This window comes from Streptomyces sp. NPDC079141 (assembly GCF_040686775.1).
GTDB lineage: Bacteria > Actinomycetota > Actinomycetes > Streptomycetales > Streptomycetaceae > Streptomyces.
This window is the reverse complement of sequence record NZ_JBFBLP010000003.1, coordinates 74,851-86,555: the sequence shown is the minus strand read 5'-3', so window position 1 is coordinate 86,555 and position 11,705 is coordinate 74,851. Positions and strand designations below refer to the sequence as shown.

Sequence of the window (11,705 nt, the reverse complement as noted above, 5' to 3'; positions counted from 1 at the left end):
TGCCGCGCCATCAGCAGCGCAACGGCGTCGGTGCCGGTGGTTCCCAGTCGGGCGACGAGATGGGGGTCGGAGTCGGCGGAACTCGCTCCGGGGCGTGGCGGGTAGGGCGGGCGTGAGGGGTGTGGGAAGTGTGGGGAGTGTGGGGGGTATGGGGACTGCACTGAACCATTTCCTTCCAAGCCGTTGGACGACAGACGGAATTCGCGTCCGTCGCGTCCGTCGGAAAGCAGGCACGTGATTGGTGCATACCTATGCCGCGTCAGATGCGGCCGCTGATCGGTGCTGCTGATCGGAGGCCATTGATCGGGGCCGCTCACTTTCGCACAAGCTACTCACAAGAAACAAGGAGTTCGAGCGGCCCCTTCTCAAAGGGCGGGCAATTCAAAACAGTTACCGCCGGTATCACTGACGGGATTCGTAGAGCACCGTGTGGAAGCGGCCCTCGTCTTCCTTTCCCACCGGGTCGATTGCCTGATGGCGGAGGGTCTCGATCGCGTACCGCCGCTCGTGGTCGTCCGTGAACAGCCGCTGTGGCCAGGTTCGCGCGGGATCGCTCGTCGTGTGCATCCCATGTGCTGCCAGGGCCTCGGCAATCGGCACGTAGGAGACCGTTCGCAGGACGAACGCACTCACCCACAGCGGACGCCGCACACCGGACAGAAGCGCGGTGAACGTCCGGTCGGTGACGTAACTGCCGCCGCCGCTGAGGGTGACGAGCCCCACCTGTTCCAGCGCGCGGTTCAGTTCCGGCCCTGGCTTCGAGTGTTCCAGGTCATCGGTGAACCCCGCGTCGAGGAGGCCCACCCGGCGCGCGTAGGCCACCGCACGAGGCGCGACGTCCAGGCCGTACACGGGGTACACGTCGGTCCGGCGCCGCGCGGCGTAGAACTCCCGGTCCCAGACGGCCAGTTCGTCCGTCGACATCGCCCGGGCCCGTCGGCCGGTGTATCGCGTGTAGAGCTCGGCCAGCGTCACGTCGTGGTTCAGCAGAGCCGCGTTGATTCCGTACGAGCAGCACACATCCAGCACCGCCGGCCTTCCGGCGCCGCTGTCCGCCAGGGCCTCGCGCTCGGCGGCCGCACGCCGGAACGCGGCCTGGGCATGGTGCGGGATCTCGTACTCCAGCGGAGCCAGCCGAGTGAAGTACGCCCGGGGATCAGTGCGGTCGTAGATGTCGTCGAACCGCGTCTTGCCCACGGCCTCGGGGGCGTCACCCTGCGCTTCGGAGGTGGCCATGAACGTGCCCCTTCTGTCGTCAGCGTCCAGGACTGTCGTGGTGCACGGCCGCCGAACGGAGCCGGCGGACTTCCCGAGATCATGTTGGGCGGACACCCGCATCCCGTCCAGACCGCACCTGCATTCACCGGCCTCAGGCGCAGAGCGTCGCCGCACAGCCCTCTCCCATGTTTCTCCCGGCGCGCTCTCATCCGCGTGCGCCGGCATGAGCGGCATGATCGTCCCCCACACGGCTTCCACCCCCACCCGCGCGGTGCGCAAGGCGGTCGTCCCGGCCGCCGGGCTCGGCACACGCTTCCTGCCCGCGCCGAAGGCGACGCCGAAGGAGATGCTTCCGGTCGTCGACAAGCCGACCATCCAGTACGTCGTGGAGGAGGCCGCCGCGGCCGGTCTCGACGACGTCCTGATGATCACCGGCCGGCACAAGCGGGCCATCGAGGACCACTTCGACAACGCCACCGAACTGGAGCAGGCGCTCGCCGCCAAGGGCGACACCGTACGGCTGGACGCGGTGCGCGACCCGGCTCGCCTGGCGAGCATCCACCACCTCGGACAGGGTGAGCCGCTCGGCCTCGGCCACGCCGTCCTGTGCGCCCGCCGCCATGTCGGCGACCAGCCCTTCGCCGTCCTGCTCGGCGACGACCTCATCGATCCGCGCGAGGACCTCCTGACGCGGATGCTCGACGTCCGCGACCGCCGCGGGGGCAGCGTGGTCGCGCTGATGGAGGTCCCGCCGGAGCAGATCCACCTCTACGGCCGCGCGGCCGTGGCACGGACCGACGAGGAGGGCGTCGTCCGCGTGACGGGGTTGGTCGAAAAGCCCTCACGCGCGGACGCGCCCAGCACGTACGCCGTCATCGGCCGCTACGTCCTCGACCCGGAGATCTTCGGCGTCCTGGAGCGCACGGAGCCCGGCCGGGGCGGCGAGATCCAGCTGACCGACGCCCTCCAGGACCTGACCGCCGCCGGCACGGTGCACGGCGTGATCTTCGACGGACTGCGCTACGACACCGGCGACAAGGCCGACTATCTGCGCACGGTGGTCCGGCTGGCCTGCGACCGCCCGGATCTGGGGCCGGAGTTCATGGCGTGGCTGAGGGAGTTCGTGGCGGACAGGGCGCCCCGAAGGGGCGCGGGGAACTGCGCGACCGGCCCCCACCGGCCCGCAGTCAGTTCCTCGAACGTCGCCTAGTTGTTGGGCCGCAGCGTCCACACCACCGTCATCTCGGTGGTCACGGCCCCGTCCTCCCGCCGGATGGCCACCGTCACCGGAAACTCCGGCCGCGTCCCCGCGTCCAGTTCGGCGACGACGTCGGCGATCGGCCGTCCCAGCGTCGCGGTCGCCGTCACCGGTCCCAGCGCGATCTTCTTGAAGGCGATCTCCGCGTTGACGGGCAGCGGTACGGCCCGCGACAGCTGGTCCCCGAACGCCGCGAGCACGATCGCGCCGCTCGCCGACTCGCCCAGGGTGAACATCGCGCCGGCGTGCGGACCGCCGACGTGGTTGCGGTACTCGCTCTGGTCCGGCAGGGCCAGCACGGCCTTCTCCGGGGTGGTCTCCAGGTACTCCAGGTTCAGCGTGCGAACCATCGGGACCGTGGCGGCGAGCAACTCGCCGATCGACATCTGGTCTGCGCTCATGACCGGGAGGTTACCGGCGAGTAGCCTCTTCTGGCCAGGACCTGCCGGTGTGATGATCGCCGTATTCTTTCGGCCCATGTGGCCAGGACAGCAGCCGGAGAGCAGTCGGGACCCACGGCAGCAGCAGGTGGAGCCCAATCCCTACCACCAGCCGGGGTACCAGCAGCACAACCCGTACGTCGCGCCGAAGCCCGAGGGGGGACGCCGCACGAGGACGATCGCGATCAGCGTCGCGGCGGTCGTCGTGGTGGCCTCGGCCGTGACCGGCACCGCCCTGCTGGGCGGGGGTGACGACGACGGGGCCGAGCCGGTCCCGACCTCTCCCGGCACCGCCTCCGCGTCGCCGACCGCAACGTCCGAATCGCGCGATGGCGAGGATCTGAAGCCCACCGTGGCCGGCTGGAAGGTTGTGGTGAATCCCGACATCGGGGTCGCCTTCGACGTGCCGGCGGACTGGGCGCGACAGTCGAAGGACTGGGTCTCCTATGTCGCGGAGGACGACGACCCCGAGGAGACGCCCCTGGTCGCCATGAAGGCGCCTGCCGTTCTGAAGGAGCAGTGGTGCACCTCCGACGACGACAAGGACGGCAGTGCGGAGCACACCGATCTGGCCAGTGCGGGCACCCGGGGGAACAAGAGGGGGAAGAGCACCGAGGACATCGCCCGCACGGACTCCGCGAACTGGGTCTACGGCGCCTACACCCAGCCGGACCGGACGAAGGTGACGACCGGCTCCGTCGAGGCCTTCACGACAGCCTCCGGACTGGTCGGCAGCGTGGCCACCTCGGAGTCGAGCGGGGTGACCAAGCAGGACAAGTGCGACTCGGACGGCAAGGCGACCACCTTCGCCTTCGAGAATTCCGAAGGCGACTTCGCGTCATGGTCGTTCGTCGGCGTCAAGGGTGCGCGGGACGAGGTACCGGACGCCACGATTCGGCAGATCATGGACACCGTGCGGCTGTACCCGCAACCCACGGATCACTGATTTGCTACGTCCCTGACAAGGGCCGGTGACCGAAACGTGTCCCGGGCGCAGCTAGGGTGGCTCCTCATGTGGCCAGGACAGCAGCCGCCCGGGGGCGAGCAGAACCCGCAGCAGTCGAACAACCCGTACCAGCAGCCGGGGTACCAGCAGCCGAATCCGTATCAGCAGCCCGGTTTCCAGCAGCCCAACCCCTATGCGCAGCAGCCGCAGTGGGGTGCGCCGACCCCGGCGGGGTCACCGGCACCGCAGGGCGGTGGTGGCGGAAACCGGACCAAGCTGGTCGCGATCGTGGCGGCCACGGCCGTGGTCGTGGCGGCCGGTGTCACCGGTTTCCTGGTGCTGGGCGGCGACAAGGACGACAAGGCGGACGGCAAGGCCTCCCCGAGTCCGACCGCGACCAAGTCCGCCGAGCCGACGGCCTCGGAGTCCGGTTCCGGTGACGATCCGCGTGGCGACGGGGAGTTGGCGCCGACGATCGAGGGCTGGAAGGTCGTCGTCAACCCGCGCTTCGGCACCATGTTCGACGTTCCCGCCGACTGGGAGATCGAGAACGCCGACACGAGCGTGGGCTTCGAGTGGGAGGAGAAGGACGGCACGACCGACCGCACCAGCGTCACCGCGCCCGCCTACCTCAAGTCCCAGTGGTGCACGGTCGACTCCGACAAGGACGGCCGCACGGAGGACACCGCTCTCGTCACGGCCGGTACGCGCGGCGAGAACGGCGCGAAGGACCTGAACGAGGCGGCCGAGACCCGCGTGCCGTGGTGGATCTACGGCGGCTACACGCAGCCGGACCGCAAGAGCGTGAAGTACGACAAGCCCAAGGCGTACACCACGGCCTCGGGCATCAAGGGCAGCGTCGCCACCGCGCACTCGGAGAACACCCCGCAGAACGGCAAGTGCGACAGCGACGGCAAGGCGATCACCTTCGCGTTCGAGAACGGCGCGGGCGATTTCGTCACCTGGAACCTGTACGGCGCCAAGGGCGTCAAGGGCGAGATCCCGGAGGCGACCGTCCAGAAGATCCTGAGCACGGTCCGGCTCACCGAGGAACCGCCGACGGATTCCTGACCGGCGGTGGCGGGGCCGCGTATGCATGGGAATGCATTTGGCAAGTCGGCCCCGCCCCGGCGATAGTCCTGAGGTGATCGCCACCCCCTCGCTCCGCCGCCCGGCCTGGGCGGGCCGCAACTACTCCTTGCTGACGGCCGCCGCGTTCGTGACGAACCTCGGCAGCCACGGGGCGCTGATCGCCGCCGCGTTCGCCGTGCTGGAGGCGGGCGGCGACGGTGGCGACGTGGGCCTGGTGGCCGCTTCCCGCACCCTCCCGCTGGTGCTGTTCCTGCTGATCGGCGGCGCCGTCGCGGACCGGCTGCCACGGCACCGCGTGATGGTCGCGGCCAACGCCCTCAACTGCCTCTCGCAGGCCGCCTTCGCCGTGCTCGTCCTCACCGGCGAGCCGCAGCTGTGGCAGATGATGCTGCTGACCGCGCTCGGCGGCACCGGCCATGCCTTCTTCAGCCCGGCGGCCGAGGGCATGCTCCTGTCGTCGGTCCAGGGCGAGCAGGCGAGCCGCGCGTTCGCGGTCTTCCGGATGGCGATGCAGGGCGCGGCGGTGGGCGGTGCCGCGCTCGGCGGTGCGATGGTCGCCGCGATCGGCCCCGGCTGGGTGCTCGCCGCGGACGCCGCGGCCTTCGCCGTGGCGGGCGCCCTGCGGGCCTTCCTCGACGTGAGTCACATCCCGCCGCGCGTCGCGGGCGGCGGGCTGCTCGCCGATCTCAAGGAGGGCTGGCGGGAGTTCGCCGGGCGGCCGTGGCTGTGGGGCATCGTCGTCCAGTTCTCCGTCGCGAACGCCGTGGTCGGCGCCGCGGACGCGGTCTACGGCCCGCTCGTCTCCCGGGACCACTACGGCGGTGCCGCACCCTGGGGCCTGGCCCTGGGCTTCTTCGGCGCGGGCACGGTGGCCGGCGCACTGCTGATGACCCGCTGGAAGCCGCGCCGTCTGCTGCTCGTCGGCACCCTGTGCGTCTTCCCGCTGGCCGCACCGTCCGCCGCCCTCGCGATACCCGCACCGGTCGGCGTCCTGTGCGCGGTGATGTTCGTCACCGGCGTGACGCTGGAGGTCTTCGGCGTCTCCTGGATGACCGCCCTGCACCAGGAGATACCGGAGGACAAGCTCTCCCGGGTCTCCGCCTACGACTGGTTCGGCTCCGTGGCCCTGCTCCCCCTGGCCACCGCGTTGGCCGGCCCGGCGGAGACGGCGTTCGGCCGCACCTCGGCCCTGTGGGGCTGCGCCGCGACGGTCGTCGTGGTGACGGCGGCGGTCCTGTGCGTACCGGACGTCCGCAATCTGCGACGCCGCACCAAGCAGGTGACCGCGAGCCCCCGCCCCGACTCGGCCGACACGGAAAGCAAGGTCGGGGAGCTCGGCTGACAACAGCGTCATGTCGGCGCCGAAGGCCGCCGAGACGGCGGTTGCCGTCCGTTCGGTGCCGCCCGTGACCCGCAGCGCGATGTCGGAGCCGGGGGCGGGGGACGCGGGGCTCACCGAGATGCCGCCTCCGTCCGCCGCGTGTGCTCTCGGCGGCCTTCGTCGCCGACGCGACGCTCCGGCGTCACCTCCGGGCCCGACTCGGCCGACACCGAAAGCCGCATCGCGGCGCGCAGCTGACGACCGGGGCCCGCGCGCCGCACCGCGGAGGAACTCGCCTGACCACCGGCGCCGCACCCACGGGCCGGCCTCACCCGATCCCGAAGGCCCCGTCCGGCGGCTCGGGCGACGGTACGGCGTCCTCGTCGCGCACGGGCTGCGCGCCGCCGATGAAGTCCCGCAGGCCCGTCCCGTGCTCCACCCGGGCCGGGAAGGCGTCGGCGGCGGTGCGTCGGGCCAGGGACGCGGTGTCGACGGGGTGGTGGGAGGCGACGAGGACCGCGTTGCCGAAGCGGCGGCCGCGCAGCACGGCCGGTTCGGCGATCAGTGCCAGTTCCTCGAAAACGGTGGCGAAGGTGGCCAGTTGGGAGCGCAGGAAGGCGAAGGGCGTCGCGTCGGCGAGGTTCGCCAGATAGACACCGGTGTCCCGCAGGACGCGTCCGGCCTGCTGGGCGTAGGCGACGGACGTGAGGTGCGCCGGCACGCGTGAGCCGCCGAAGACGTCGGCGACGAGGACGTCGGCCGAGTCGTCCGGCGCGGCCTCCAGCCAGGCGCGGGCATCCGCGCCGTGCAGGGTGATGCCGGAGCCCGCCGGCACCGGCAGATGTTCACCGACCAGCTCCATCAGCCCGCGGTCGGCCTCGACTACGTCCTGCCGGGACCCCGGCCGGGTCGCGGCCACGTACCGGGGCAGGGTGAGCGCCCCGCCCCCGAGGTGCAGCACGTCCAGCGGACGCCCCGGCTCCGCCAGGGTGTCCAGGACGTGCCCGAGACGCCGCGCGTACTCGAACTCCAGATACGTGGGGTCGTCCAGATCGACGTACGACTGCGGCGCCCCCTCGACGGTCAGCAACCAGGCCCGCTCCCGGTCGATGTCGGGCATGAGCTTGGCGGTGCCGTGATCGACGGCGCGGGTCACGGGGATGGGTTCGGTCACCTGTCCATTGTGCGGGGTGGCAAGCGCCCCGAAGCGGCGCGGGGAACTGCGCGACCAGCCACAACGGCCCCGCAGTCCCCCGCACCCACCGAAAGCGCCCTCACTCGACGGCAGTCACGGTCCCCGCCCCGACGGTCCGCCCGCCCTCACGAATGGCGAAACCGAGACCGGGCTCCAAGGGCACCTCACGCCCCAGCTCCACGGTCATCGCAACCGTCTCCCCGGGCCGCGCCACACCCACCTCACCGAGGTCGATGTCACCGACCACATCCGCCGTACGGATGTAGAACTGCGGCCGGTACCCGCTGGCGACGGCCGTCGTACGGCCGCCCTCACGCGCGGACAGCACATACACCTGCGCCGAGAACCGGCTCCGGGGCACCACACTCCCCGGCGCCGCCACCACGTGCCCCCGTCGCACCGCGTCCCGGGGAACCCCCCGCAACAGCAGCGCCACGTTGTCGCCGGCCTGCGCCTCCTCCATGGGCTTGCCGAAGGTCTCCAGACCGGTGACGACGGTCTCGACCTCCGCGCCGAGCACTTCGACCCGGTCGCCCACCCGCACGGTGCCCCGCTCGACGGCGCCCGTGACGACCGTCCCCCGGCCGGTGATGGTGAGCACGTTCTCCACCGGCAGCAGGAACGGCGCGTCCAAGTACCGCTCCGGCATGGGCACATACGTGTCCACCGCGTCGAGCAGCGCCTCGATGGACGCCGTCCACTTGGGGTCGCCCTCCAGCGCCTTCAGCCCGGAGACCCGTACGACCGGTACGGAGTCGCCGCCGTAGCCCTGCGCGGTGAGCAGGTCGCGGACCTCCAGCTCGACGAGGTCGATGAGCTCCTCGTCGCCCGCGTCGGCCTTGTTGAGGGCGACGACGATGTGGTCGACGCCCACCTGCCGGGCGAGCAGCACGTGTTCGGCTGTCTGCGGCATGATCCCGTCGAGCGCGGAGACGACGAGGATCGCCCCGTCGAGCTGCGCGGCCCCGGTGACCATGTTCTTGACGTAGTCGGCGTGGCCCGGCATGTCCACGTGCGCGTAGTGCCGGGTGTCGGTCTCGTACTCGACGTGCGCGATGTTGATGGTGATGCCGCGCGCGGCCTCCTCCGGCGCCCGGTCGATGCGGTCGAACGGGACGAACGTGCCGGATCCGCGCTCGGCGAGGACCTTGGTGATGGCGGCGGTCAGGGTGGTCTTGCCGTGGTCGACATGGCCCATCGTGCCGATGTTGAGATGCGGTTTCGTGCGGACGTAAGCCGTCTTGGACATGGCTGTACCTCGAAGTCACTGCGTAGGAAAGGGGACCCCGAGGACTCGCCGACCCTCCCCCTGCGGGGTCCGCCGGACAATCCGGGGAGGGTCAGCTTCGGGCGCCGTCGACGGCTGTCAGAAAGACGGGAACGGCAGCCTTCGGCGCATCCGCGACTGCGGATGCTGCAAGGAGGAAGGCGTGCCGGAACATGACGTCGATCATTACCGACGCCCTGCCCGGCGTCGAATGGTTTTCCCGGTACGGGGCGTCAGGCGCCGATGTTCTTCAGCGCCTCGCGCACCGACAGCGGCGCGAAGCGGCCCTTCTCCCGCGCGAGGAAGGACCGTACGGCCTCCGGGTCGGTCTTGGCGTACTCGCGCAGCGCCCAGCCGATCGCCTTGCGGATGAAGAAGTCCGGGTGTCCGGACTGCCGTACGCAGTAGGCGAAGAGGCGTTCGGCGTCGGTGCGCTCCTTGTAGCGGAGCTGGTGGAGCAGGGCCGTGCGGGCGACCCACAGGTTGTCGTCGCCGATCCAGTCGTCCATGTCCGCGGTGAGCTTCGCATCGGCGGCGACCAGAGTGCCGACGACATGGGCGGCGAGCAGGTCGACGGTGTCCCACCAGGGGACGGTGGAGACGAGGTGCCGGGTCACGGGCAGGAAGCCGGAGGTGCACACGCGCGCGTGGCGGCGCAGATAGTCCACGGCGAAGTACTGGTACTCACGCTCGGGCAGCCGCCAGCAGCGCAGGGCGATGGCCGTGCAGTCGGCCTCGTCGGGGCGGGGCGTGCCCTCCAGGACGGTCCGGGACAGCTCCCGGCGCACGGGTGTGGTGAGGCCGAGAAAGGGGGCCACGTCCTTCATGTACGCGCGCATGGCCGCGCCCCGCTCCGGGTCGGCCGCGGCCCCGTACACGGCGGTGAGCCGCTCCAGCACGGTGTCGGCGAGACCGCTGTCCGGGACACCTGGTGTTCCCTGGCCGGTGGCCTTCATGAGACGAACCATACGGCGATCACACACATATGTCGGTTACTGTCACCGGATGCTCGATGCTGCCACCACCCGCTCTGGGGGCACCGCGACGGCCGCTCCCCCGGCCGCCGCCATGGAACTCGCCGCGGCCGTGCCCGTGCCCGTGGGCTTCGCCGCGCGCTGCACGAGAGTGCTGCTCTCGCCGTGGTCGCGGCTGTCCCTGCTGGTCGCCGTGCTCGCCTCGGCCGCCATCTGTGTGCTGCTGTTCGAGCCGCAGCGGCTGCTGGCGGACGGCTGGCCGCCGCAGCTCGGCGGGGCGGCGGCGACCGTGGTGTTCGCGGTGGCGTACGGGCTGTGCGCGGTGGCCTTCGTGCCACGGCCGCTGCTCAATCTCGCGGCGGGCGCACTGTTCGGTTCCCAGCTGGGTCTCGCCTCCGCCCTCGCGGGCACGGTGCTCGGGGCCGGGCTCGCCTTCGGGCTGGGCCGGACGCTCGGGCAGGACGCCCTGCGCCCGCTGCTGCGGGGCCGCTGGCTGCAGGCTGTGGACGGGCAGCTCAGCCGGCACGGCTTCCGCTCGATGCTGGCGGTGCGGCTGTTCCCCGGGGTGCCGTTCTGGGCGGCAAACTACTGTGCCGCCGTCTCCCGCATGGGCTATGTGCCGTTCCTGCTGGCGACGGCGCTCGGCTCGATCCCGAACACCGCTGCCTACGTCGTCGCCGGCGCCCGCGCCTCCGCACCGACGTCCCCGGCCTTCCTGATCGCGCTGGCCTGCATCGCCCTGCCGGCGCTGGCGGGCGTGGTGGTGGCCTGGCGCAAGCGCCACCACCTGCGCGGCCGGTGAACCGTTACACCGACTCCAGGATCATCGCGTTGGCGAGGCCGCCCGCCTCGCACATCGTCTGCAGGGCGTAGCGCGCGCCGCGCTCGCGCATCGCGTGCACCAGGGTCGTGGTCAGGCGGGTGCCGCTCGCGCCGAGGGGATGGCCGAGGGCGATCGCGCCGCCGTGCACATTGACCTTGGCCAGATCGGCGCCGGTCTCCTGGCGCCAGGCCAGTACGACGCTGGAGAAGGCCTCGTTGACCTCGAACAGGTCGATGTCGTCGAGGGTCAGGGAGGCCCGGCGCAGCACCTTCTCGGTGGCCGGGACGACTCCGGTGAGCATCAGCAGCGGGTCGGAGCCGGTGACGGCGAAGCTGTGCAGGCGGGCGAGCGGGCGCAGGCCGAGGCGGGCCGCGGTCTCGCTCGATGTGATCAGCACGGCGGAGGCGCCGTCGTTGACGGGGCTGGCGTTGCCCGCGGTGACGTTCCACTCGATCTGCGGAAAGCGCTCGGCGAAGGCGGGGTCGTAGTAGGCGGGCTTGAGGCCGGCCAGGATCTCGGGGCTGCTGCCGGGTCGTACGCACTCGTCGCGGGCGACGCCGTCCAGGGGCGCCACCTCGGCGTCGAAGAGGCCCTTGTCCCAGGCCTCGGCCGCACGCTGGTGCGAGGAGACCGCGAAGGCGTCCATCTGCTCGCGGGTGATCGACCACTTGGCGGCGATGAGTTCGGCGCTGATGCCCTGCGGGAGAAGGCCCTCGGGGTAGCGCTCGGCGACGCCGGGGCCGAAGGGGTCCTTGCCGGGCGGCACGTTGGACCACATCGGCACGCGGCTCATGGACTCGACCCCGCAGGCGACGACGAGGTCGTAGGCGCCCGCCATGACGCCCTGCGCCGCGAAGTGCACGGCCTGCTGGGAGGAGCCGCACTGGCGGTCCACGGTGGTCGCCGGGACCGACTCCGGGAAGCCCGCCGACAGGGCGGCGTAGCGGGTGGTGTTCATGGCCTGCTCGCCGACCTGGTCGACGGTGCCGCCGATGACGTCGTCGACGAGCGCCGGGTCGACGCCGGAGCGCTCGACGAGGGTGCGCAGCGTGTGGGCGAGGAGTTCGACGGGGTGGACGTGCGCGAGGGAGCCGTTCGGCTTGCCCTTGCCTATGGGGGTGCGTACGGCTTCGACGATCACTGCGTCACGCATGATGCGGGCCTCCACGGC

Annotated in this window: 11 protein-coding genes; 5 read left to right on the top strand and 6 right to left on the bottom strand. The window is 71.3% G+C overall.

Features of this window, described 5'->3' with window-relative positions; all coding sequences use genetic code 11:
- Positions 1-402 precede the first annotated feature (402 nt).
- Positions 403-1,236, bottom strand: a complete 834-nt coding sequence (locus AB0Q90_RS10075) for a hypothetical protein (RefSeq protein ID WP_363162175.1) — start codon at positions 1,234-1,236, stop codon at positions 403-405.
- A 214-nt stretch (positions 1,237-1,450) separates the two neighbouring features.
- Between AB0Q90_RS10075 and AB0Q90_RS10070 the strand changes: the two genes are divergently transcribed.
- A complete protein-coding gene (locus AB0Q90_RS10070) occupies positions 1,451-2,428 on the top strand; it encodes a UTP--glucose-1-phosphate uridylyltransferase (RefSeq protein WP_363162300.1) in 978 nt (325 codons plus the stop codon).
- Here the strand turns inward: AB0Q90_RS10070 and AB0Q90_RS10065 are convergent.
- Positions 2,425-2,862 carry a DUF4442 domain-containing protein gene (locus tag AB0Q90_RS10065; RefSeq protein WP_363162299.1) on the bottom strand — a complete coding sequence of 146 codons (438 nt, stop codon included), beginning with the start codon at positions 2,860-2,862 and terminating at the stop codon, positions 2,425-2,427. The two genes, AB0Q90_RS10070 and AB0Q90_RS10065, sit on opposite strands and share 4 nt — an antisense overlap.
- Before the next feature lie 91 nt (positions 2,863-2,953).
- On the opposite strand from AB0Q90_RS10065, the gene AB0Q90_RS10060 reads away from it, so the two are divergent.
- The 3 genes from AB0Q90_RS10060 (at position 2,954) to AB0Q90_RS10050 (ending at position 6,296) form a co-directional block, all read left to right on the top strand.
- The gene (locus AB0Q90_RS10060) at positions 2,954-3,862 is read left to right on the top strand and encodes a hypothetical protein (protein ID WP_363162174.1); all 909 of its coding nucleotides are present in this window, start codon (positions 2,954-2,956) and stop codon (positions 3,860-3,862) included.
- A gap of 66 nt (positions 3,863-3,928) precedes the next feature.
- The gene (locus AB0Q90_RS10055) at positions 3,929-4,933 is read left to right on the top strand and encodes a hypothetical protein (protein WP_363162173.1); all 1,005 of its coding nucleotides are present in this window, start codon (positions 3,929-3,931) and stop codon (positions 4,931-4,933) included.
- A 37-nt stretch (positions 4,934-4,970) separates the two neighbouring features.
- Positions 4,971-6,296 (top strand): MFS transporter, encoded by a 1,326-nt coding sequence (locus AB0Q90_RS10050; protein WP_363162298.1) that lies wholly within the window; start codon positions 4,971-4,973, stop codon positions 6,294-6,296.
- Positions 6,297-6,603: 307 nt separating this feature from the next.
- On the opposite strand, the gene AB0Q90_RS10045 is transcribed toward AB0Q90_RS10050, so the two are convergent.
- From AB0Q90_RS10045 to AB0Q90_RS10035, 3 genes are all read right to left on the bottom strand, one after another.
- Positions 6,604-7,449: a fused MFS/spermidine synthase gene (locus AB0Q90_RS10045; protein WP_363162172.1), complete on the bottom strand. Its 846-nt coding sequence runs from the start codon at positions 7,447-7,449 to the stop codon at positions 6,604-6,606.
- 100 nt (positions 7,450-7,549) lie between these two features.
- The gene (gene tuf, locus AB0Q90_RS10040; protein ID WP_363162171.1) at positions 7,550-8,719 is read right to left on the bottom strand and encodes an elongation factor Tu; all 1,170 of its coding nucleotides are present in this window, start codon (positions 8,717-8,719) and stop codon (positions 7,550-7,552) included.
- A gap of 251 nt (positions 8,720-8,970) precedes the next feature.
- On the bottom strand, positions 8,971-9,693 hold the full coding sequence (locus AB0Q90_RS10035; RefSeq protein ID WP_363162170.1) for a DNA alkylation repair protein: 723 nt from the start codon (positions 9,691-9,693) through the stop codon (positions 8,971-8,973).
- Positions 9,694-9,742: 49 nt separating this feature from the next.
- Here AB0Q90_RS10035 and AB0Q90_RS10030 point away from each other — a divergent pair, with 49 nt between their 5' ends.
- Complete coding sequence (locus AB0Q90_RS10030; protein ID WP_363162169.1) at positions 9,743-10,513, top strand: TVP38/TMEM64 family protein; 771 nt, start codon at positions 9,743-9,745, stop codon at positions 10,511-10,513.
- A gap of 4 nt (positions 10,514-10,517) precedes the next feature.
- On the opposite strand, the gene AB0Q90_RS10025 is transcribed toward AB0Q90_RS10030, so the two are convergent.
- A complete protein-coding gene (locus tag AB0Q90_RS10025) occupies positions 10,518-11,687 on the bottom strand; it encodes a thiolase family protein (protein WP_363162168.1) in 1,170 nt (389 codons plus the stop codon).
- Positions 11,688-11,705 lie beyond the last annotated feature (18 nt).

Coding starts and splice junctions, on each gene's coding strand:
- AB0Q90_RS10055 (WP_363162173.1), top strand. CDS start 3,929: ATGTGGCCAGGACAGCAGCCGCCCGGGGGCGAGCAGAACCCGCAGCAG.
- AB0Q90_RS10035 (WP_363162170.1), bottom strand. CDS start 9,693: ATGAAGGCCACCGGCCAGGGAACACCAGGTGTCCCGGACAGCGGTCTC.
- tuf (WP_363162171.1), bottom strand. CDS start 8,719: ATGTCCAAGACGGCTTACGTCCGCACGAAACCGCATCTCAACATCGGC.
- AB0Q90_RS10030 (WP_363162169.1), top strand. CDS start 9,743: ATGCTCGATGCTGCCACCACCCGCTCTGGGGGCACCGCGACGGCCGCT.
- AB0Q90_RS10075 (WP_363162175.1), bottom strand. CDS start 1,236: ATGGCCACCTCCGAAGCGCAGGGTGACGCCCCCGAGGCCGTGGGCAAG.
- AB0Q90_RS10065 (WP_363162299.1), bottom strand. CDS start 2,862: ATGTCGATCGGCGAGTTGCTCGCCGCCACGGTCCCGATGGTTCGCACG.
- AB0Q90_RS10025 (WP_363162168.1), bottom strand. CDS start 11,687: ATGCGTGACGCAGTGATCGTCGAAGCCGTACGCACCCCCATAGGCAAG.
- AB0Q90_RS10070 (WP_363162300.1), top strand. CDS start 1,451: ATGATCGTCCCCCACACGGCTTCCACCCCCACCCGCGCGGTGCGCAAG.
- AB0Q90_RS10060 (WP_363162174.1), top strand. CDS start 2,954: ATGTGGCCAGGACAGCAGCCGGAGAGCAGTCGGGACCCACGGCAGCAG.